The 20,886-nt window shown below is 64.8% G+C and carries 19 protein-coding genes and 1 pseudogene; 4 read left to right on the top strand and 16 right to left on the bottom strand.

From position 1 onward, the window contains the following. Positions 1–100: 100 nt before the first annotated feature. Positions 101–328 (top strand): hypothetical protein, encoded by a 228-nt coding sequence (locus tag MET2598_RS36255; protein ID WP_018260716.1) that lies wholly within the window; start codon positions 101–103, stop codon positions 326–328. 321 nt (positions 329–649) lie between these two features. Here MET2598_RS36255 and MET2598_RS0109835 read toward each other — a convergent pair whose 3' ends face one another. Beyond that, the gene (locus MET2598_RS0109835; protein WP_084673810.1) at positions 650–1,753 is read right to left on the bottom strand and encodes an alpha/beta hydrolase; all 1,104 of its coding nucleotides are present in this window, start codon (positions 1,751–1,753) and stop codon (positions 650–652) included. 370 nt (positions 1,754–2,123) lie between these two features. Here MET2598_RS0109835 and MET2598_RS40955 point away from each other — a divergent pair, with 370 nt between their 5' ends. After that, a complete protein-coding gene (locus MET2598_RS40955; RefSeq protein ID WP_157182124.1) occupies positions 2,124–2,297 on the top strand; it encodes a hypothetical protein in 174 nt (57 codons plus the stop codon). Positions 2,298–2,421: 124 nt separating this feature from the next. Here MET2598_RS40955 and MET2598_RS36250 read toward each other — a convergent pair whose 3' ends face one another. The 6 genes from MET2598_RS36250 to pcaB all read right to left on the bottom strand — a co-directional run bounded on the left by MET2598_RS36250 (position 2,422) and on the right by pcaB (position 13,421). Continuing rightward, positions 2,422–4,653 (bottom strand): ATP-binding protein, encoded by a 2,232-nt coding sequence (locus MET2598_RS36250; RefSeq protein WP_018260713.1) that lies wholly within the window; start codon positions 4,651–4,653, stop codon positions 2,422–2,424. A 486-nt stretch (positions 4,654–5,139) separates the two neighbouring features. Continuing rightward, positions 5,140–5,409, bottom strand: coding sequence for a hypothetical protein (locus tag MET2598_RS40950; protein ID WP_157182123.1), 270 nt, complete (start codon positions 5,407–5,409; stop codon positions 5,140–5,142). Positions 5,410–5,432: 23 nt separating this feature from the next. Beyond that, positions 5,433–7,376 carry an adenylate/guanylate cyclase domain-containing protein gene (locus tag MET2598_RS0109825; protein ID WP_026190632.1) on the bottom strand — a complete coding sequence of 648 codons (1,944 nt, stop codon included), beginning with the start codon at positions 7,374–7,376 and terminating at the stop codon, positions 5,433–5,435. A gap of 470 nt (positions 7,377–7,846) precedes the next feature. After that, on the bottom strand, positions 7,847–9,781 hold the full coding sequence (locus MET2598_RS0109820; RefSeq protein WP_018260711.1) for an adenylate/guanylate cyclase domain-containing protein: 1,935 nt from the start codon (positions 9,779–9,781) through the stop codon (positions 7,847–7,849). Positions 9,782–10,602: 821 nt separating this feature from the next. Continuing rightward, entirely contained in the window at positions 10,603–11,940 is a 1,338-nt protein-coding gene (locus tag MET2598_RS0109815) for a cation:dicarboxylate symporter family transporter (protein WP_084673809.1), read from the bottom strand. A 107-nt stretch (positions 11,941–12,047) separates the two neighbouring features. After that, entirely contained in the window at positions 12,048–13,421 is a 1,374-nt protein-coding gene (gene pcaB, locus MET2598_RS0109810) for a 3-carboxy-cis,cis-muconate cycloisomerase (RefSeq protein ID WP_018260709.1), read from the bottom strand. A 123-nt stretch (positions 13,422–13,544) separates the two neighbouring features. Between pcaB and MET2598_RS0109805 the strand changes: the two genes are divergently transcribed. Beyond that, a complete protein-coding gene (locus MET2598_RS0109805; protein ID WP_018260708.1) occupies positions 13,545–14,288 on the top strand; it encodes a GntR family transcriptional regulator in 744 nt (247 codons plus the stop codon). A 331-nt stretch (positions 14,289–14,619) separates the two neighbouring features. Beyond that, a complete protein-coding gene (locus tag MET2598_RS0109800) occupies positions 14,620–15,042 on the top strand; it encodes a cupin domain-containing protein (RefSeq protein WP_018260707.1) in 423 nt (140 codons plus the stop codon). Here the strand turns inward: MET2598_RS0109800 and MET2598_RS43545 are convergent. From MET2598_RS43545 to MET2598_RS0109755, 9 genes and pseudogenes are all read right to left on the bottom strand, one after another. Next, positions 15,000–15,233: pseudogene (locus MET2598_RS43545) on the bottom strand (hypothetical protein); the annotation flags it as partial. The gene MET2598_RS0109800 and the pseudogene MET2598_RS43545 sit on opposite strands and share 43 nt — an antisense overlap. Before the next feature lie 197 nt (positions 15,234–15,430). Further along, the gene (locus tag MET2598_RS0109795) at positions 15,431–16,582 is read right to left on the bottom strand and encodes an ABC transporter substrate-binding protein (protein WP_051086574.1); all 1,152 of its coding nucleotides are present in this window, start codon (positions 16,580–16,582) and stop codon (positions 15,431–15,433) included. 200 nt (positions 16,583–16,782) lie between these two features. Beyond that, positions 16,783–17,265, bottom strand: a complete 483-nt coding sequence (locus MET2598_RS0109790) for a hypothetical protein (protein ID WP_018260705.1) — start codon at positions 17,263–17,265, stop codon at positions 16,783–16,785. Then, positions 17,258–17,914: an HNH endonuclease gene (locus MET2598_RS36245; RefSeq protein ID WP_018260704.1), complete on the bottom strand. Its 657-nt coding sequence runs from the start codon at positions 17,912–17,914 to the stop codon at positions 17,258–17,260. The genes MET2598_RS0109790 and MET2598_RS36245 overlap by 8 nt, the downstream gene beginning before the upstream one ends. A 520-nt stretch (positions 17,915–18,434) precedes the next feature. Next, positions 18,435–18,593: a hypothetical protein gene (locus MET2598_RS40935; protein ID WP_018260703.1), complete on the bottom strand. Its 159-nt coding sequence runs from the start codon at positions 18,591–18,593 to the stop codon at positions 18,435–18,437. Positions 18,594–18,706: 113 nt separating this feature from the next. Beyond that, complete coding sequence (locus MET2598_RS0109775) at positions 18,707–19,057, bottom strand: helix-turn-helix domain-containing protein (protein WP_018260702.1); 351 nt, start codon at positions 19,055–19,057, stop codon at positions 18,707–18,709. A gap of 3 nt (positions 19,058–19,060) precedes the next feature. After that, positions 19,061–19,213 (bottom strand): hypothetical protein, encoded by a 153-nt coding sequence (locus MET2598_RS40930; RefSeq protein ID WP_157182121.1) that lies wholly within the window; start codon positions 19,211–19,213, stop codon positions 19,061–19,063. Between the two features lie 456 nt (positions 19,214–19,669). After that, positions 19,670–20,083 carry a hypothetical protein gene (locus MET2598_RS0109760; protein ID WP_018260700.1) on the bottom strand — a complete coding sequence of 138 codons (414 nt, stop codon included), beginning with the start codon at positions 20,081–20,083 and terminating at the stop codon, positions 19,670–19,672. Then, complete coding sequence (locus tag MET2598_RS0109755; RefSeq protein WP_018260699.1) at positions 20,080–20,622, bottom strand: hypothetical protein; 543 nt, start codon at positions 20,620–20,622, stop codon at positions 20,080–20,082. The genes MET2598_RS0109760 and MET2598_RS0109755 overlap by 4 nt, the downstream gene beginning before the upstream one ends. Positions 20,623–20,886 lie beyond the last annotated feature (264 nt).

Below are 20,886 nucleotides of genomic sequence, written 5' to 3'. Positions count from 1 at the left end.
CGAAGCTGCGAACACCACCTGGGTCCGTTCCCACCCAACACCCTCGCGCTTCAGCGTCGGCGGACATATGCTTGGCGCAGGGCAGACGGAGGGCGACCCTATGGCTTTCTTCGTGGTGTCTCAGGCGATCTTCGATGAGGGCAAGGCCGCGAAAGCCGCCGGCAAGACCTATTCGGACGATCCCTATCGCGCCGGCTCGCAGGACAGCGCCGATTGGCTTGCTGGCTTTACGGCCGATGAGGGAGTGCCCCGCGCGGCGAGATCGGACAACGCGGGTGATCATCCTGCTGTGAAGGTCACGGCGGGCAGCGATCCCCACCGCACCTAGCGGCTCGACGCCCGCCGACACGCCCGCAGCGAGCCGGCGGGTCGGCCCAGAGTCGAGCAACGTGACGATGAGAGCCGCCGAACACCGTGTGCGGCGGCCGATCTGCGAGCCCTGATGGGACCCGCACGCGTGTAACGCGCATCCCGAATCTCACCCACCAGCGAGACGGACCAGGTGCCGGTGCTGTGGCCGAAGGGGGCATGCCGGTGCGCCAACACCCTTTGACATTGCCGCCATGCCCCCACCCTTCAGCCCTCTACGGCATCGACGTCCAGTCGCCCTTCTGAGAAAACACCGGCCCGAAGAGCGCCAGAGCCGATTTTAGTTGAGCGCCTGCGGATCAGACTCCAGCAGAAAGCCTGCAACTTCACGGAAGAACTGCATCCGGTTCTTCTCCATAACCACCGTGTGCGTGCCTTCACCCAGTTCGATGAAGCGCTTGTAGGGCGCACGCGTCAGTTTGGTGAAGTATTCTTGCGCCTGATAGCTCGGCAGGTCCGCATCCCATTCCGCATGGATGAGCAGGGTTGGCACCCGGATCTCACCGGGATCGTAAAGCGCCTTTCCAGCCTGCCAGTAGTCCTTCGAGTCGGCAATGACGCCGTTCGGCGCGCGCAGCACCGGAGGCGACTGCTTGGCCCCTTCCTGGTCTGTGGCGAAGGTGGCGTCGGCCCACTGCTCGAACCATCCCGCCGGGATGAGGTCGGCCTTCTTGTCCTCTGGCACGCCCTTCAACCAGCGATCCCGAGCGCTGTCCCGGCTCACCGTCCGATAGGCGCCGAGTGGGCCGTCCCCGCCGATGAGCATCGGCGTGCGCGAGATCCACTGCGGCGCATACAGGACCAAGCGGTTGACCTTGTCGTTGTGCGTGCTGGTGTAGAGGCCCATCGTCGAGGTGCCCCAGGACCAGCCCATCAGGTTGATCTTGCTGACACTGCGACGCTTCAGGATCTCATCAACTACCTGGCCAACGACGGCGGCGGCGTCCGGGGTGCGCATGAATGGCGCGTTGTCTGCGGCCGGGCGGCTCATCTGGGCAGGTCGTCCGGAGAGCCCGTAGCCGGGCAGATCGACGAGGTAGACGTCGAAGCCCTTGCCGGCGAGATAGTCCATCATCGACAAGCCGCCGAGCGGCAGGTCAAAAGCGGTCGAGGCCGGGTAGGTGGCGCCGTGCACGTAGAGAAGGATGCGGTCGCTCCCGAACTTGGTCTCCCCTGCCGGATGCTTGTTGCGCACATAGATGTCGACGCCTTGCTCCGCGCTCGGCAGGCGGAACTCCTCGGTCTGGATCTGGGCCGATGCGGCCTCTGCCGCCACGGCGGGCAGCGAAGCGGTCGCGAGGCCGAATGCCGCGAGACCTTGTAGCAGTGCGCGGCGAGGCAGGACGCCCCAGGAGCGTGGGTGTTTCCGCGATGATCGTTGCATCGTCTCTCTCCCTCCCGTCGACCCGGCGGGATGGGAATAGAAGCCTGACGGCGCTCGTCGCGCAACGCCTCAGCGGATCGGAACTGCGTTCGCGAGAGCCGCTATGGGGCCGTCTTCTTCGAACGGCTCGGGCGGACTCAGCACCAGCTCGACCTGGATCACGACGCGTTGGGTCGAGAAGGCCGGCCTGCGCGTCGGCGCCTCCCTCCGGCCCCTCCGTTAAGATCGTGATGAGCAGCAGAGAGTGCTCGCCCTCTCACGCTGTTCCGGGTGAGTGATCTTGTATCACAGTGCCTCAACCTGCTCGGCAGGTCGGGAAGCGGGCGGACGCAGGCTCCCGACCCTGCGCCGGATCAAGGAGCTGAACGGCATGGCGTCCAAGAAGACAGTGAGCGTTGCCAACCTGACGGCACTCGGCGCCGAGCGCCTCGCGACGATCCTCATCGAACTCGCGGAGGAGAACGCCCACCAGGCCAAAATTGATGGTGGTGATGCTGATCAACAGCATCGACGTCGTCGAACCGCCAACTCAGGCCAATACTGAGGTCGAAACTCAATCAGCTTGACTCTGCTGGTGCCCGCTTTCGACTCCCAGCGGCTTCCGCCGAGCTCGACTTGAGCGAACCTCCCCATAACGTGCGCGCTTGGCAGCACGAGACCCGCGAGTATTATCCGTCGTTACTCATGTGGCGCTCGGATGTGGAGCCGGCCTGCGGGTCCGGGGCATCGGGTGTCTTCTCGATGATGGCGCCGACCCGATCGGCCAGCGCGTCGAGCGGGAAGGGCTTCGCAATCGCGGCCATGCCCGGCGGCAACGCCCCCTCGAGCGCCAGGCCTGCATAACCCGTGATGAACAGCACCGGCAGGGTCGGCCGCTGCGCCCGCGCATCCTCCGCGAGCTGGCGACCGTTGAGGCCAGGCAGCCCGACATCGGTGAGCAGCAGATCGACCCGCGCCGCGCCGGCTAGGATAGCGAGCCCGGCCGGACCGTCCCCCGCCTCCAGCACGTCGTAGCCCGCGTCGCGCAGCCGTTCGGCAATGGTCGACCGCACCGATCCCTCGTCCTCGACCAGGAGCACGGTGCGTCCCACGCCGTCGTCTTTCCTGGCCGTGCGGCCCGGTGCCGGCTCACCGCCGCGGTCGCCCTCGCCGCAATGGCGCGGCAGGAAGAGGCAGACCCGCGTGCCCGTGCCGACCGCGCTGGCGACCCGCACGAAGCCGCCGGACTGGCGGACGAAGCCGTAGAGCTGCGACAACCCGAGCCCCGTGCCCTGGCCCTGCGGCTTCGTCGTGAAGAAGGGCTCGAAGACACGGGCCAGGACCTCGGGCGGCATGCCCGACCCCGTGTCGGAGACGGTGACGAGGACGAAGTCGCCGGGCGCGACCTCCCGCTCCGGGCCGAGCGCCTCCGCCGTGAGCGTCACCTCCTCGGTCTCGAAGGTGAGCAGGCCGCCTTCCGGCATGGCATCGCGCGCGTTGATCGCCAGGTTCAGCAGTGCGCTCTGCAGGCCGCTCGGATCGAGGCGGACACGCCAGCTCCCGTGCTGCTGGCGGGCCCGGACTTCAATGCCCGGACCCACCGTGCGCCGGATGAGGTCGGTCATGCTCGTGACGAGGTCGTCCACCACGACCACCTTCGGGTCGAGCTGCCCGCGACGCGCGAAGGCCAGGAGGCCGCGGGTCAGGGCAGCCGCGCGTTGCACCCCTTCCTCCGCCATGCGGAACAGGCGCGGCAGCTCGTCCAGCCGTCCGCCGGCAATCCGGCGTTCCATCATCTGCAGCGCGCCGCGGATGCCCTGAAGCATGTTGTTCACATCATGCGCGAGCCCGCCCGTGAGCTGGCCGACCGCCTCCATCTTCTGGCTCTGGCGGAGCGCCTCCTCCGCTTGCGCCAGCGCCTCGGCCTGCGCCCGCTCCGCCGTCACATCGCGCGTTGTGCTGTAGAGCTTGTCCCCTTCTGGCACCGCGGACCAGGATAGCCGCCGCCAGCTCCCCTCCCGGCTCCGGTAGCGGTTCTCGAAGTGCAGCATGGGATCGCCGCGTCTCACCGCCTCGAAAGCCGCGGCGCTCGCCGCGAGATCGTCCGGGTGGACGAACTCCGCATAGGGACGGCCCTCCATCTCTCTAGCCGTCCAGCCGAGCAAAGTTGTCCATGCCGGGTTGACCCGCTCGAAGGTCGCCGAGGGCAGGTCAATGACGGAGAGGAGGTCCAGGGTGTGCTGCCACAGCAGGCTGCGCTCGCGCGACCGCGCCGCCACCTGGCGCTCGAGGTCGGTGTTGAGCCGCCGCAGGTTCGCCTCGCTTTCTCGGGCCGCGGCAAGCGAGGCGGTGGTCTGCGCTATCGCGCCAGCAAGCCGGCTCAGGCTGAGGAGCAGCCGCGCATCCTCCCGGTCGAAGCGTCGCGCTGGGTCGTGCGCGATGGCCCACACGGTGCCGATCGGGCGCTCGTCGGCACGCAGCGGCACCAGCAGGATCTCGGAGATGAGCGGCTCGACCTTGGCCGCGGCGAAGTGTTGTTCGGGATGAGCGAAGAGCAACGTGGTGTTGCGCGCAACAACCACGCCGCAAGGGCTGGCATCAATCGGCATCCTGCCGCCGCGCTTGTCTGCCCAGGTGCCGGCAACCGCTACCCAGCGGAAGATAGGTGTGGCGCCGGCCTCTTGTTCGGCGAGGCTGATCCCCGCCGAACCGGCGTCGCAAAGCTCGACGATGACCTCGACCAGTTCCTGGAGGGCATCGCCGGGCGTCTCGGCAAGAGCGGTGGCGAGGACGTCGAGCGCCCGGGCCTGCCGCTCGTAGTCGGGCGGCCGGCTAGGGCGCCCCTCTAGTTCGGGTGTGATGAGCACACTCTCTAAGGAGCTGAGGGACTCCTGTCCGGCGCCGATGTGATCTCTGGCCATGCTGTGATCGGCCCCTAGCACGTTAAGCGGGTATAGTGGAACCGCGCTGCGGCGGCCGCAGACCGACGCCAGGGCCGATTGGCCGCATGACCGATGTTCCCGGGCTGCTCACCGTTAGCATTGTTTACGTAGCAGCAGACGCTCTGTCCTCTGTTGCGCTCGCTTAATCGATCGTGCGGCGTTCATCCGTTCCGCATGAATGCACGTCCGCTTGCTGCGGTCACGTCAAGGTCGGCTCCACACCCTTCTCGGCCCCTTACACAGCCAAGCTGAATGAGTCAGACCCTAGGCGAAAGCAGGCTGCCTGGCATTCGATTCAGGATCGGCCGCCCGACCTCCCATTCCCCTCGTTGCAGGCGTCGCTCGATCAGGAAGGCTTCGGCCGGGCTCGCCACGGCGAGGAGCCGGAAGTCCAGCTCGGCGCGATGAACTCCCGCCTGAGCAGGTCGAGCGACCGTCCTTGGTGCACACGCTGATCTTCCGGCCTTAATAGGCAGCACTGACGGGCCTTGGAGCACTTGGCCCATCGCACTCTTCGACCAGATCCTCCTCGACCGCGATCTCGATCTCGGCGAGCAGCGTATCGAGGTCGTCGCCTGCGACCTGCCCTTGGCGAACGAGCTCACCACCCACGCCATGGCGGCAATGGTCGAGCGCGAGGCCGAGCTGATCAGCCAGCGCACCAAGGCCGTGATACCCATCTTCTCGTGGAGATCGGAGCGGCCCGTTCTCCGAAACTGCACAGCGCTCCGTCACGATCGAGTCTATATAGTAAACGGCTAGTTTTCTGGTAGTCCAGACCTGCGCAGCCCCTCAACCATGCGCTTGTATTCCGCGATAAAGGTCGGGTTGTTTGACCAGTCAGCATTTGCCCACTTCTTCACGGTATAGCCTGGAGAAATTTTCAGTAGACCTTCTACAGCTTCTTTCGCCTCAACTGTGCGGCCAGTCCAAGCGTATGCCGTAGCTAGATCAATATAAGCCATGTAATATGGTGCGACAGCAAGAGATTTGCTGCACCACTTGATTGCCTCATCCCAGTTTGCTAAGTGTGAATGAGCATGACAAATATCAAATAGGAAATTGTGCAGGGTTGGATCTTTAGGGCTTAAACGTATTGCCTTGTCGAAGTAAGGAAAAGACTCCATCGAACGGCCAGCAAAAATCCTCAGCAACCCTGCAAAAGCGTGCGCATCAGCGAAGTTCGGGTCGCTCGCGATTGCAGCATCGAGCTCTAAAATCGCGCGGTCGAACTGCTTCCGGAACGCTAATGCTTGCCCTTTGGACCAGTGCGCCATCGCGTTGTTGGGCGAGACAGAGAGGATCGGCGTGAGTAACTCGTCGATCCTATTCGCGTCGGCAGCCGAGTCGCTGCTCCAACCGGCTCGCGCTCGGATCGCAAGCCCCCGTGCTAGACCGATCACGGCTTTTGGTGAATGGGGATCAAGTTGCAGAGCTTGCTCGAAAAGGCCGATGGCTTCGACAGTATTCGAGGGGCTACGCGGCCTGTTCAGGGCCGCCCAGCCGCGAAAGGTCAGGTCCGCGGCGTCGGGGTTGTTCGGCCGCTCCCGCAGAGAGCGCAGGCTCTCAGCATGGGTTAGCGCAACGTCGAGGGAGCGCGCGAGTCGCGCCACGAACTCGGCCTGCAACTCGCCGAGCCGCGACCACTCGCCCTCGAAACGGTCCGCCCAGATGTGGGCCCTGGTCTCCGCCGAGATCAGCTGCGCGTTCACGATCACGCGGTCCACCGTGCGGCGCACGCTGCCCTCCAGGACGTAGCGCACGCCGAGGTCACGCCCGAGCTGCTTCACGTCCACGGACTTGCCTTTGTAGGTGAAGGCCGTGTTCCGGGCGATGACGAAGCTGCCGTCGAGGTGGGAGAGGTCCGTGGTGAGATCCTCGGTCAGCCCGTCCGCGAAGTAGTCCTGCTCGGGGTCGCTGCTGAGGTTCGTGAAGGGCAGCAGCACCATCGAGAGCCGCGGTGCCGGCCGCGCCTCCCCGATCATCTGCGCAGCGAGCGTCTGAGCCGGCGTAGGCGCTGGCGGCGAACGCCAAGTCCACCAGCCGAGGCCGCCCACGCCAAGGAGCGCCACGACACCTGCCGCCACTGCTGTCCCGGTCCGCCATCGCCCTCCCGCCGCTCGCCCCGGCGCGGCGTCGAGGAGTTCCTGCTCGTCGCCGAGCCCGACGATAACCCCAGGCCCAAGCGCGTAGACACCTACCGGCCGAGCGATGTTCTTCAGCTCCTGCTTGCCGCGATCCTCGAACGGGTAGCGCAGCTTGTCCCGCACCTGCTCGTAGACGCTGCGCGAGATGCAGATCCCGCCGGGCTCCGCGAGCGGCTCCAGCCGCGCCGCGACATTCACCCCGTCGCCGTAGAGGTCGCCGTCTGGCTCCGCGACCACGTCCCCGAGATTGATGCCGATCCGCAGCCGCAAGGCCTTGTCCGGCACCACCGAGTCGTCGCGGACTAGCATCGCGTGCTGGATCGCCACCGCACAGAGCACCGCTCGCACGGGACTGGGGAATTCAACGATCAGCCCATCGCCTGTCGATTTCACGACTCGTCCGCGCGCAGCCGCAATCCGCGGCTCGATGAGCTCGCGCCGGAGCTCTTTCAGTCGCCGCAGCGTGCCAGTCTCATCCACACCGACAAGCCGGCTATAGCCAACAAGATCGGCTACAAGAATAGCGGCGAGTCGGCGCTCGACGGCTTTGTCCATGCTCGTCCCCTCCAGCTCTCTTATAACCGGCAGTGCCGGACCTGTTGAGGACTGAGAAGCCGCACTTGGAGGTAAATTTGGGCGAGGAGCTGGCTTTGCGGCATGCAGCGCTCCTCGCAAGAGAGGTTGTGGGTGCGAGATCTCACGATGCGTCTGTGGCAGCGAGATGGAGGTCCGCCAACGCTTGCGCATGATCCCTGAGGTCGGGCTCGGGACCAGCTTTACAAGCTGACGTCCAATGCAATCATCCACCAGGACCGGTAGGGTTCGCAGGTATCACCGACGCGCTGAACGCCCGCGGCGTCAGGACGGCGCTGAGTGGGGAATGGTCCGCGACGCAGGTCAGCCGCGTCCTCGCGGCGTGATATAGATCTGTAACACCCACCCCTCGTGGGGATTGAAGCGGGGCGGGCGGGGCACCCTCTCCGAAATTGTCAAGCGCTCCTCTGTAGGCGTTTGCTGAAACGTCGTTAGTTCTCGGGTAGACCAGCTTTCCGAAGACCGTCAATAATATATTTGTATTCTTCAAGAAAAATCGGATTATCAGACCAGCCTGCGTTCGCCCACTTCTGAACTGTGTAGCCAGGCATGAGCTTCAGGACCTCAGCGACGGCTGCTTTAGCTTCGGCTTGTCTTCCAAGCCAACCATAGGCAGCCGCAAGATCGATATAGGGAAGCCAGTTGGGTGAGATAGCCACCGATTTGTTACACCAAGAGACCGCTTCTTCCCAATGTCTCTGATGCGTATGCGCATGACAGATATGATAATACCATACATCCAAAAGAGGATCGCGCGGGCTTAGGCGAATAGCCTGAAGCACATTCGGGATAGCCTCGTGTGCTTTGCCAGTCAATGTCGAGACGTGCCCTTTCAAGTCGTGCGCTACTGCATAATTTCGATTGCTGGCGATTGCAGCTTCATACATAGAACGTGCTGAATCAAACTGACGGCGCGCTCGATAAACATCGCCTTTAATAACCAGAGCTACGGCATCATTTGGGTATAAGGCCAGGTATTTATTGATAAGATCATCTGCCTCTTGAATATCTTTATTTCTGTCGACGCTCCAAGCCATTGCTGGTCTAATGATTATCGCGCGAGAGAGGCCCAAGACTGCACGAGGGAGATTTGGATTGAGTGCAAGTGCGCGCTCAAAGTAATTCTGCGCCTCGTTGTTGTTGGCAATCTGCCGAGGTCTATATAATGCCGCCCAGCCGCGCAAACTTAGATCGATCGCGTCCGGGTTGTTCGGCCTCTCGCGTAGTGACCGCAGGCTCTCTGCTTGTGTGAGCTGCACGTCGAGAGAGCGAGCGAGGCGGGCCACGAATTCCACTTCTAGCTCGCCGAGCCGCGCTCGGTCGCCCTCAAAGCGATCCGCCCACAGGTGCGCGCCCGTCTCCGCCGAGATCAGCTGCGCGTTCACCACCACTTGCTCGCCCGTGCGACGCACGCTGCCCTCAAGCACGTAGCGCACGCCGAGGTCGCGCCCGAGCTGCTTCACATCGACCGACTTGCCCTTGTAAGTGAAGGCAGTGTTCCGGGCGATGACGAAGCTGCCATCGAGGTGTGAGAGATCCGTGGTGAGATCCTCGGTTATACCGTCGGCGAAGAAGTCCTGCTCTGGGTCGTTGCTGAGGTTTGCGAAGGGCAAGACCACGATCGACAGTCGCGGCGCGGGCTGCGCCGTCCCGATCATCTGCGCGGCGAGCGTCTGTGCCGGCGCTGGAACCTGGCCCGGCCGGAATGCCCACCAGCCGAGCCCGCCCGCTGCAAGGAGGGCCGCAGCGCAGGCCGCGACGATCCCTGCACGCCGTCCTGTTCGCGCGGCCGGCGCCGGATCGAGTTCGTCCTCCGGGTTGAGCCCCGCGATCGCGGTGGCCCCCAGCGCGTAGACGCCGATCGGTCGGGCGATGTTCTTCAGCTCCTGCTTGCCGCGGTCCTCAAAGGGGTAGCGCAGCTTGTCCCGCACCTGGTCGTAGACGCTGCGCGAGATGCACAAGCCGCCGGGCTCCGACAGCGGCTCAAGCCGTGCCGCCACATTGACCCCGTCCCCGTAGAGGTCGCCGTCTGGCTCCGCGACCACGTCCCCGAGGTTGATGCCGATGCGCAGCCGCAGTGCACGATCCTCAGGCTCCCCGGCGCTCCGACCCGCCATCGCCTTCTGGATCGCCACGGCGCACGACACTGCCCTGACGGGGCTCGGGAACTCGGCGATCAGCCCGTCGCCGGTCGACTTCACGATGCGACCACGCGCAGCCGCGATGGCAGGATCAACCAGCTCGCGCCGAAGCGCTTTCAGTCGACGCAGAGTGCCGGCTTCGTCAGCGCCGATCAGGCGGCTGTAGCCGACGACGTCTGTGACCAGGATGGCAGCGAGGCGGCGCTCCGTGCTCTTCTCGTGCATGTGCTCCCTCCGCCCCTACCCTACACCGGTGCGCAAGGCACCTGCGAGACCAGCATGAGTGATGCCGGCCGTAGTCGGATAAAGCTGTGCTCGCCCTTGTGAGTGAGCGCTCTGATCGCTCTCTTCCCCGACACCGAAGTCCTAGGCGGGTCTGACCTTGCCGGAGGGGGTGAGTGCTGTGTTCACACCCACCCCGGCATGGATCCTTCCCTGTCGGCTCGCCTCAGCCGCAACTCGGCCGGTGGCTGACGTTCGCTCTTTCGTGCCTCCCGGGCTGCCTCGACGACAGAAACGCCGCCAGCTGGGGCCTGATTTGGGTGCAGAGGCATCGTCGCGGAGGCGGTGCTCGCCGCGCGCCAGCTCGTCGAAGGGCGCTTGCGCCAGCTGGACCTGACAGCACCATGCCCTCGCCGGTGGTGCGTTCCAGTTGGTGAAGAAGCGGAGCACTGCCGAAAACCACGGGCTCGCCCGAATGAACAAAAATCGCTCTTCCCGCCGCAGCCTCGTCCGCTTCACGCGGTCAGCAGAAATCCGGTCCTTCCCCTCCGCCTAAGCCACTGGATACAAAGGACTACGGCACGCCCCCCTCGTTGCAGAAATTGAAGTTCGTGCCGTTGCTGCTCAATCCGGCGATCCTCAGCGAGAGAAGCGGTTGCTGAAAGTTCATTTAAGTCACACTTGGGAGGGTCGAATTTTTATTTTGAACTGGCCTGAGCTACTCAACGAGAACGCCATAGGGGGCGGGCAAGGCCGATACTGATGATGGTGCTGACTGACCGAAAGTCGATCAGCACGCCGTGCACATTCGGCCCGGATGGAGATCAGGCAGTGACAGCCTTCTCGTCCTGCAAGCGGGCAAGTGCGTCACGAGCCATCGTCTCGTCGAACTCGCCGGCGAGCTTCGCGGTCACCACAGTCGCGACACTGTTGCCGACCACGTTAGTGGTGGCGATCGCAATCGACATGAAGCGGTAGACCCCGAACAGGATCGGCAGGCCCTCCAGGGGCAGCACGCCGGTTGCAGCGACCGTCGCGGCGAAGACCACGAAGCTCCCGCCCGACACCGTCGCGGCACCCTTCGACGTCAGCAGCATGATCGCCAGGATGCCGAGCTGCTGCCCGAGGTCGAGCGGCACGTGGTAGGCGTTGGCCAAGAAGATCACGCCCATCGACATGTAGATCGACGTGCCGTCGAGGTTGAAGGCGTAGCCGGTCGGCAGCACCAGGCCGACCGCCTGCCGCGAGCAGCCGAACTGCGGCAGCTTCTCCAGCAGACGTGGCAGCACGCTCTCCGAAGAGGCGGTGCCGAGCACGATGTAGATCTCCTCCTTAATGAAGGCGAGAAAGCGGAACAGGTTGATCTTGAACAGGGCCGAGATCGTCCCGAGCACTACGATGATGAAGATGATCACCACCGCGTAGAAGCTCAGCACGAGGTAGATCAGCGACAGCAGCACACTCGTGCCGCTCGACCCAACCGCAAAGGCCACTGCCCCGAAGGTGCCGATCGGCGCACACCACATGATCAGGTGGATGAACTCGAAGAACGCGTCCGAGATCGTGTTGAGGCCCCGCTCGATCGGCTGGCGCTTCTCGGGCGAGAGGTGCAGCAGGGCGGCGCCGAAGATCAGCGCGATCACGAGCACCTGGAGCAGCTCACCCCGGGCGAAGGCGCCGATGAAGTTGTCCGGAAAGACGTTGAGGATGAAGTCCAGCGTCGAATGGGGCGCGGCGGCGCCGGTCGGTGCCTTGCCCTGGGCGAGCGTCGCCTTCGTCGACTCTGCCATGCCCTGGCCGACGCCGAGCAGGTTCCCGGCGAGCAAGCCCACCGCCAGCGCGATCGAGGACACGATCTCGAAATAGAGCATGGCGATCAGCCCGACCTTGCCGACGCGCTTGAAGTCGCCCGCCGAGGTCACGCCGACTACGACGCACAGGAAGACCAGCGGCGCCACCGCCGTCTTAATCAAGCGCAGGAAGATATCGCCCAGGATCTTGAGTTGTGTCGCCACGTTCGGGAACAGGAAACCGACCGCCGCACCCAGAATCATGGCGACGACAATCTGAAAGCCCAGGTTCGTCCAGATTGATTTACGCGGTTTAGCACCAGATACAGGCGGCGGATGAAGATCGGCGGCGTTGCTGACGGTCAGCGACATAGTTTCCTCTAAGGAGCGTAGGCAGCCGGGGACCGCGCGCTCTTGTTGCCGCCGCGGGCGGTCAGCCCTGCGGCGCGGCGCTTGCGGTGATCGGGATCGGGGTGGGGTCAGTGGTCGCGCGGCGCCGAGGCCAGCACGCGGTCGACCATTTGCGGAGCGGAGCCGAGGTAGTTCGCTGGGTCGGTCAGCCGGTCGATTGCGGTCCGGTCGAAGTAGCGAGTGACCTCCGGCACGCTGGCGAGCGCCTCGGCCAGCGTGCCGCCCTGCTCGTTCACGACACGGCAGGCGGCGTAGACCAAATCGTGTGCTTGCTGGCGGCCGGTGTGGGGCGCGAGCGCCATCATCACGGCCTCGGCGACGATCAGGCCCCGGCTGATCGCGAGGTTCTTGCGCATCTGCGCCTCGTCGACGATCAGGCCGCCCAGCGCGAACTTGGCCTGATGCAGAGCGCCCGCCGTGAGCACGAAGCTCTCGGGGATCGCCATCCACTCGGCGTGCCAAGGGCCGGTTGCACGCTCGAAGTCTTGGATCATGGCGTCGAGCATCAGTCCGGCCTGCTGGCGCACCCCCTTCGAGGCGGCGAGCATCAGTTCGGAGGAGATCGGGTTGCGCTTCTGCGGCATGGTCGAGGAGGCGCCACGCCCGGTGACGAAGGGCTCGTAGACCTCCGCAAACTCGGTCGAAGCCATGATCATCACATCGAGGGCGATCTTGCCGAGCGAGCCGGTGATCAGGGCGAGCAGGTTGACCACCTCGGCGAAGCCGTCGCGGGCGACATGCCAGGTCGAGACTGGCACACCGAGGCCGAGTTCGCGGCAGAAGGCCTCCTGCACGGCGAGGCCGTGCTCGCCCAGCGAGGCAAGGGTCCCCGCCGCGCCGGCGAAGGAGCCGACCAGGACCCGTGGGCGGACCTGGGCGAGGCGCTCGGCGTGCCGATCGAGGGCAGCGAGCCAGATCGCGGTCTTATAGCCGAAGGTGACCGGCAGGGCCTGCTGCAGGTGGGTGCGGCCGGCCATAGGCGTGTCGCGGTAGCGGCGCGATAGGTCGGCCAAGATCGCCCGCAGGGCGTCGACCTCGGCCGCCACGAGATCGAGCCCGGCGCGGACCTGGAGCACGTTGGCGGTGTCCATGATGTCCTGGGTGGTGGCGCCCCAGTGGACGAACCGCCCGGCCTCGCCGCACTGCTTTACCAGTTGGTGGACGAGCGGCAGGATCGGGTAGCCGACATTGTCGGTCTCGTGGCGCAGGAGGTCGAAGTCGAGCGCGTCGAAGCTGCAGTTCGCGGCGATCTGCTCGGCGGCTTCGGCCGGAATGACGCCGCAGGCCGCCTCGGCCTTGGCGAGTGCGACCTCGACCTCGATGTAGCGCTGGACTAGCGCGTGGTCGGAGAAGATCGCGCGCATGGCCGGGGTGCCGAAGGCGTCGCGGAACAGCAGGGAGTCGATAACGGTGGTGGCAGCAGGGGGCAGCAGGCGGCTCATGTTTCCTCCGAGCGCAGTGTGGCGGGCGCTATTATGTTCGGACATTAAGCGTGGTAGATTATGTTCGGACATAATGTCAAGAGGGGTAGCGGGCGGGAGCGCGCGAGCGTGCGAGAAGGACTGATGAGCGAGACGCTGTGGGCGCAGGTGGCGCGCGATCTGACGGGCGGGATTGCCTCAGGCCGGTTCCCAGTCGGGTCGCTGTTGCCGACCGAACTGGAACTCTGCGAGCACTACGGGGCGAGCCGGCACACGGTCAGAACCGCGATCCGCCAGTTGCAGGACCAAGGGCTGATCTCGCGCAACAAGAAGGCGGGGACGCGGGTCGAGGCGGCGGTGCCGACGAGTGGCTACCGGCAGTCGCTCGCCTCGTTGGAGGACCTGATCCAGTTCGGCGTCGCCCACATGCGTTCCGTGCAGGAGACGGCCGAGGTCGTGGCGGATGCGGGCCTCGCGGCAGATCTCGGCTGCGAGGAGGGAACGCGCTGGTTCCGGATCTCCAGCCTGCGCGTGGACGGCCGGCCGGGTGGGGCCCCGATCGGCTGGACCGACGTCTACGTGGAGCCGGCCTATGCCGAACTTGGCGAGGTTGTGCGGGCCTCACCCGACTTGCTGATCAGCACGTTGATCGAGCAGCGCTATGGCCGGCGCAGCGCCGAGATCCGACAGGACGTTGATGCGATCCCGCTGCCGCCCGCCCGCGCCGAGGCTTTGCAGGCCCAGGCCGGCATGCCAGCGCTGCGCATCCTCCGGCGCTACGTGGATGATAAGGGCAAGGTGTTCGAGATCTCGTCGACTATCCACCCGGCGGGGCGGTTCACGGTCTCACAGCGCATGCGGCGCATGAGCGAGAACGGAGGAGCTTGAACTGCTAAGTTCCCGTCCTGGATCCCGGTCCGGAACCAGGCTGAGCTTCTCCTTCACAATTCAAAACGGTGAGCAGGCATTGTGACGCCCTGTTCGAAGACAATTTTTCGGGCGTTGAACGTTTGCGACACGCCCCGCGCAGCGGGGGCAGACGTCGCGCTGATCCGCACGGCACCGCAATCCAATCCTGGCCGTCATCTTCCGGGCGAACAGTCCCGCGACAGTCTAGGCTGGCCGGATGGGGTAGAGCACACCTTGACGTTTCGCCACGGCGGCCTGATCCTCTTTCCGCCACGCCGTCGACACTGACCGGCCGAGCAGGGAGGATGCCATGCTGACACGCCGCAACTTCGCGGGCTTCGTCTCGTGCGCGATCTGCACCGCGACGGGGTTCCTCGCCACTGACGTCTCGGCCCAGAACTCGCCCGCCGCGACGCCGGGGCTGAAGCGCAAGCTCCTGAAACAGACCGAAGGGCCGATGCCGGGCTACGTCACGCTCCTCATGGAGGTCGAGATCGACGCCGGCACGACGGTGGCCCGCCACACGCATCCGGGCATCGAGTCGAGCTACGTGCTGGACGGCGAGATCGAGGTGCCGATCCAGGGCCAGGAGACCAAGACCTACAAGGTCGGCGAGGGGTTCCAGGTGCCCCCGAACACGCCGCATGCCGGGTCCAAGGTCGGCCCGAAGTCGGTGCGGCTCGGCATCACCTACATCGTCGAGAAGGACAAGCCGCTTGCCTCGCCGGCCTGATCCGGCGTCCCGCTGCCCCTCATGCGCGCCATCAGGCGTTGGACCTGCGCGGCCGACCACGTCGTCCCACCCCGCGCCGTGAGAATACCGTGCGCCGTAAGACCCGTCGCGATCTCCCGCAGTGACGCGGCCCCGGTGGCCTGCACCTCAGCGAGCGTCTCGCTGAGGTCGGCCGCCCAGGCATCGGCAAGGCGCGTGCGCGCGGCTCGCCCGCGCTCTCGCCCGACGTTCTGGTCTTCAGGTTGGCCGGGGTGCCGAGCTTCTTCCCGCGCGCCTTCGCGGCCAGCAGCGCCTTGCGCGTGCGGTCACCGATCAAGCCGGCCTCGAGTTCGGCGACAGCAACCATCTGCTGCAACACACCAGAGAGCACGCACCAGCGACGGCTCCATCATGTGGGTTGGTATAAATCGATGTGCTTGTCGAAAGCGATCGTGCCGTTCTCGTTCTTCACAATGTTGTATCCGTGCAGGCCATCGCCGTTCTTGTCGAAGTTGTAGGTGCCCTCTGCGCCCTGGTGGCCGCGCACGGCGAGCAGCGCCTCACGGATCGCCTGCGAGTCGGTCTTGCCGGCCTTGTTGATGGCCATTGCCAGCACGGTGACCGCGTCGTAAGTCCAAGATGATTGCCCATCCGGTTGAAGGTTTGTCTTTTCTCGATAAGTTTTGCCGTAGGCGCGAGCTGCCTCACTCGAATCTTCTACGAAATCCGCGACGCCGTAGGTGCCGAACAGCGCAGGTCCACCTAGTTTAAGTGCCGTCAGGGTCACGATCGAAGCGGAACCGACCCACGGCACCGTGACGCCGAGCTGGCGCAGCTGCCGGGCGAAGATGCCGAGGTCGTTCTCGAAGGGAAAATAGGAGCCGATCACCTCGGCGCCTGACTGGCGGATCGCCAGCACCACCGGCGTGAAGTCCTGGCTCTGGTTGGCGTAGCCCTGGTCGAGCGCCACGCTCGCGCCCAACCTACCCAGGGCCTCGGTGAGCGCCTTTGCGCCGCTCGTGCCGAAAGCGTCGGTCGAATGCACCACCGCCCACTTCTTCTTCTGCAGCGTGGTAACGCCGAAATCCGCGATCACCCGGGCCGAGAAGCTGTCGTTCGGCCGGAAGCGGAACATCCAGGGATTGCCCATCTGGGTCAGCACCGGGTCGGTGCCGCCGAAGCAGACCGGCTTTCCGGTCTTCAGGATGTCGGGCGCCATGGCGTGGTTCTGGGTCGAGCGGATCGACCCGATGAACCCGACGAGATCGGGCTGCGAGGCGAGCTTGGAGAAGGCGAGCACCGCGCCGGGATTGGTGGTCTGGTCGTCCTCGGTGGCGATCTCGAGCGGCTTGCCGAGCACGCCGCCGGCCTTGTTGACCTGCTCCAGAGCGATCTTGGCGCCATTCAGGGCGTAGCGGCCTTGATCTGCCGCAGGTCCCGTAACTGGGAGGACCATGCCGATGCGCACCGTCGAGCCCGTTCCCTGCGCGCAGGCCGAGCGGAGCACGCCCGGCGCAGCGAAACTCCCCGCAGCCGCGCAGGCGGCACCTCTCAAGAACATGCGGCGCGTCTTCATTGGTGTGGTCATCCCTTCATCAGTTCACGGATCTGACGTTGGTGAGAATGCTGCATGAAAATCGCACAGCCGTCCATTTAGTTCTGCTTAATTCGTCATCTGTCGTTGCCAGGACTGGCTGAGGCGTGGTGTTGAGGGGGTGTATGCACAAGTGCGCCCCTATCGTGCCCGGGCGACATCTCGTTCTACGCTGGTGGCAAAAGCAAGCTGCTTGAGCCGATCGGGTTCAGGATCGGTCGGCCAGCCTCCCATTCCCCTCGTTGTAAGCATCGCTCGATCAGGAAGGCCTCGGCCGGGTCCGTCACGGCGATGAACCGGAAACCCAGCTCGGCGCGAATGAACTCCCGCGTGAGCAGGTCGAGCGACAGACGGCCCTCGGCGATCTCGGTGATGCGGTTGTGCACGCGGGGCAGCACGAAGCGGTCGCAGATGTAGACGTTGAACTGGTCGCCGCTGCGCCGGCCGTTCGCATGGCTCTCAAGGCGGCCGAACGGCCCCTTGCTCTTGGCTGAGGTCGATGTGCTCCGGCCCGCCATGCCGACGTAGATGAAGGCGCCGGCTCGGTCCCAGATCGTGTAGACGATCGAGCCAGAGGTCGGCACGTGCCGCACTGGCCAGTCCGCGAACCAGTGCAGGGTGCCGTCTGCCAGCTCGGAGACGTCATGCACCAGAGGCGGTCTCCTTCCGGCCAATCGTCGCGATGAAAGCTTCGTTCTTCGTCGACCCGTGAAGCCCGTGGTGGATCTCGCGATGGCAGTTCGGGCAGACCGCTGCCACGCACCGGGGGTCATCTGGACCTCCGTCACTGAGGCGACGGGTGTGATGCGGTTCGAGGTAGGGCTCGCCCTGCATGGTGACGAATGGGGCAGGCTCATTACAGCTCTCGCAGACTCCGGCGGCTCGGGCGAGGACGTATCGTCGGACGACCTCTGAACGCCGATACAGGCTCCGGCGAGCCTCAGTGCCAGTGACCTGCGGGGTTGTTCGAGCCGCCTCCAAGGCGCGCTTGCGCAGCCCGACCAGATCAACCTGGAGTTCTGACTTGTCGAGCGGCTGCCCCTCCTCAATTCGCTTCTCGGCGATGCCAGTGGGAACGAGCTCGAAGATGATCGCGGAACGCTGGTTGCCTTCGCGGTCCGGGGCAGCCTCGATGCTGTAGCCGGCGCACTCGAACTGGCCGAGGAAGCGCACCCCCTCTCGGCCGCGCGTCTGGAACACCAGCAAGTCCTTGCCGTCGATCAGGTGATCCCGAATGGCGCGGTTACCACGCTCGAACACCATATCGCCGACCTGGCCCTCGCCGAAGTAGCGGAACACGCCATCCGGCGACCAGCCGTCGGCGTAACCGTGCTGCTCACCGCTCGAGCCCGTGAAGACGATGATGACCGGGTGCTGGCTCGGGGTGCAGATGCCGCCCTGCTGCTGGCCGCCGTAGAAGGCGTGGATGTCGCGTCGCCGATTGTAGACGCGCTGCTCGTGAAAAGGCCCCTAAGGCATTAATCGCTCACCCTCGATCCAGAGAGCTTACCTCGGCTATATCGTGAGGTGCATCCCGCAACTTCGTCGAGGGCCGGGGCAGAGAGATCCTCGCCACCTACACGAACGTGCTCATGGGTGTGTTCGAGCATCGCGATTACGGCCCGCGCGGGGCAGCCCAGAACCGACGGACGTGGTGGGCCGACGTCCTTTCGGATCCGCTCCAAACAACTCCGCCGCGGAACACGAAGTCCTAGAAAATCCGACCCTGCGCGTGGGGGATGCCTTCTGTGCCCGCTACGATCCCGGCTCAGTCCTTGGCAATGGAGTCCTTGGGCCGCACGATGCCCTTCAGAGTCCCTCAGAGCCGAGCCGGCGGCCTCGGAGCCCTTGGTCCGCCGCACCACTCTCGGGGCAGCTCCTCCTGAGTCTCCTCGATCTCGATGCCCGCGAGCAGCGTGTCGAGGTCGTCGGCCGCGATCTCCGAGCCGACGACGTTGGTGTTGAGCGTGCCCGTCATGTTCAGCCTCCTCTGCAGTGCGCTGTGTGCTGCGGAAATCATCGCCGACTCGTTCTGTATAGCGTCACGAACTCGGCGAGTCGGCTGGAATGTGACGCAAACTCGATGGCAGTTTAGTGCCGAGGCCAGTTGCGGATGATATTGTCCCAGCCGATCTCGTCGATGCACGACTTGGCGCCATACCAGATGCGACGCACATCCTCTTCAGGTCCGGGCTCGTCGGGTGCGTAGGCGTCCATCGCGCGCACGAACATGATCCGCATCTCGGTCGCCGGAACCTGGAGCTCCTTCATCATCTTCGGCCACACCTCAAATGGAAGTGCCGCATGCCCATTGACGAAGTTGGAGAACCAGCTCTGAGCCTTGCCAAACTCGGCGGCGATCTCGCGTTGGGTCTTGCCCGTCTTCAGCCACCTCTTGTGAAGCTCCTTGACGAAGGCGGTCCCGGCAAATTGTCCTGCCATGTGTCACTCCTTGCTGATGGGCGCGATGTCGCGGACCTCGATGGCGGTCGGCCGGATGGTCGAGCCAATCACCGACAGGACGATGTTCTGGCCCGCCGCATCTGGCGGCGCTACTGGATCGTGATCGACAGCCAAGTCAGCACTGGCTGCGCTCACGACTGTCGCGGCCCGGTCCTTGGCGCCGCTGTGCTTGGCGATCCTGATGCCCGCGGGGACGCATCAGGGCTTCAACGGCAGCCTTGGCACTTGGGTCCCTAGGGGGAGGCCTGCTCTGACTCGCTCGCGTCTCTACGAGCTTCTGTGAGCCGCGCCTTCCCGGTTTCGCGGAGTCGGGCTTTCACGAAGCGCACCCGGGCCCTGGCTTAGGTCGTGCTTGTCCAACGCTGAACCCACCCAACGATCTCCGGGAGGCCATGCTCGTCCAGCTCGCCGGCCTTGATCGTTGCGGAAGGCCTCCGACACTATCCAGAACTGCGGCCCGCCGCCCTAAAACCCCCTCTTGGCCATGAGGTCGAGGATCTCGTCCGCGAGGGCCCGCACGCCGTCCCAACCCTGCACCTTCTCCACGACCGCCTTGTGGTAGAGGAGGTCGCTGAGGCGGTGTCGCAGGACCTACTTGCGGTCGTGGAGCTGATCCTCCTCGTCCTCACGCATGATGCGCTGGTTCTCGGCGGAGTCCGGATGCTCGAAGCCGGTGATGACCTCGATCAGCCCGCCGTCCGACAGCTCAAACTGGCCCTTGCGGGGCTTGGTGAACGGGATGACGTTGTTCTTGTCGCGCACCGCTTCCGGGGACCTCTCCACAACCGAGACCTTGTAGGAAACCGACTGGAGTGTCTCCGCACGGATTTCGCCGATGATCGCGTCGATGACGCGGGCCCGCGTCTGCTCGTCGGGCACGTCGGCGTCGATCGTGACGGTCTTGCGGCTCTTCCACAGACGGATCGCGGTCTCGAAGCCCCACGAGATCGCCTTCCTCTCGTCCGGCGTATGCCAGGTGCTCCCGTTGATCGTGACGGTGATCATCCTTTCCAGCCCCTCTCCGCCTTCATCGGCCCCAGGAAGTCGTCCATCGCCGTCTTCATTGGGCCGCGCCAGTTCTTCAGCTCCGTGTGGTTGAGCTCAGGCTCGGGCTCAGGCTCGAGAGGCGGCTCCGGCTTCCAGCCCTTCTCCGCCTTCATCGGCCCCAGGAAGTCGTCCAACTCCGTCCTCATTGGGCCGTGATAATCGAGCGGGACACGCGGCTTGGGCTTTGCAGGCTGCAGCAGCTTTCGGATCAGGCGCCGCAGCCCCACGAGGGACAGCAGGAGTAGGCCGCCGATGATCGCCACACACCAGATAGCTTCGGAGTCTCCATCGATCGCCGCCCCGAGCACCTTCACGCCTCCGAAGACAAGCAACAGGAGGACGAGCATCAACACGGACGACAGGACCCACATCAGGATCGCCAGGATCAGCCGTAGTAGAGGCCAGATCAGACCTGTCTGAACCAGCGCTTCAAGCGCGAACCCTGCCGCAAACCATCCAGCGTCCGACGCGAGACTGTGACGCTTCCTTCTGCTCATTCGTTCTTCCCGGCGACCAAGATGCCCTGAGAGGCGCATTCAGCGTCGCTGGTAGCCGTGGTGCCCTTGCTCGGTGGTAACCAGCGTCCAGGAGCAGGGGGGCGCCTACGAGCTCCTGAGCGGTTCGCGAAAGCGCGAAAATCAGAATTCGCCCTTCTCTCAGTTGCTTCTGGCTCCTCAGGACGTCCGCCAGCTAGATGATGTAACGGGCGCGCCGAACACCGGAGCGCTTGAGGTTGGGTGGTCGTCCCTCAGAATGATGGT

The organism is Methylobacterium sp. WSM2598 (genome assembly GCF_000379105.1).
GTDB lineage: Bacteria > Pseudomonadota > Alphaproteobacteria > Rhizobiales > Beijerinckiaceae > Methylobacterium.
The sequence above is the reverse complement of the archived record's forward strand: the minus strand, read 5'-3'. Positions and strand labels throughout refer to the sequence as shown.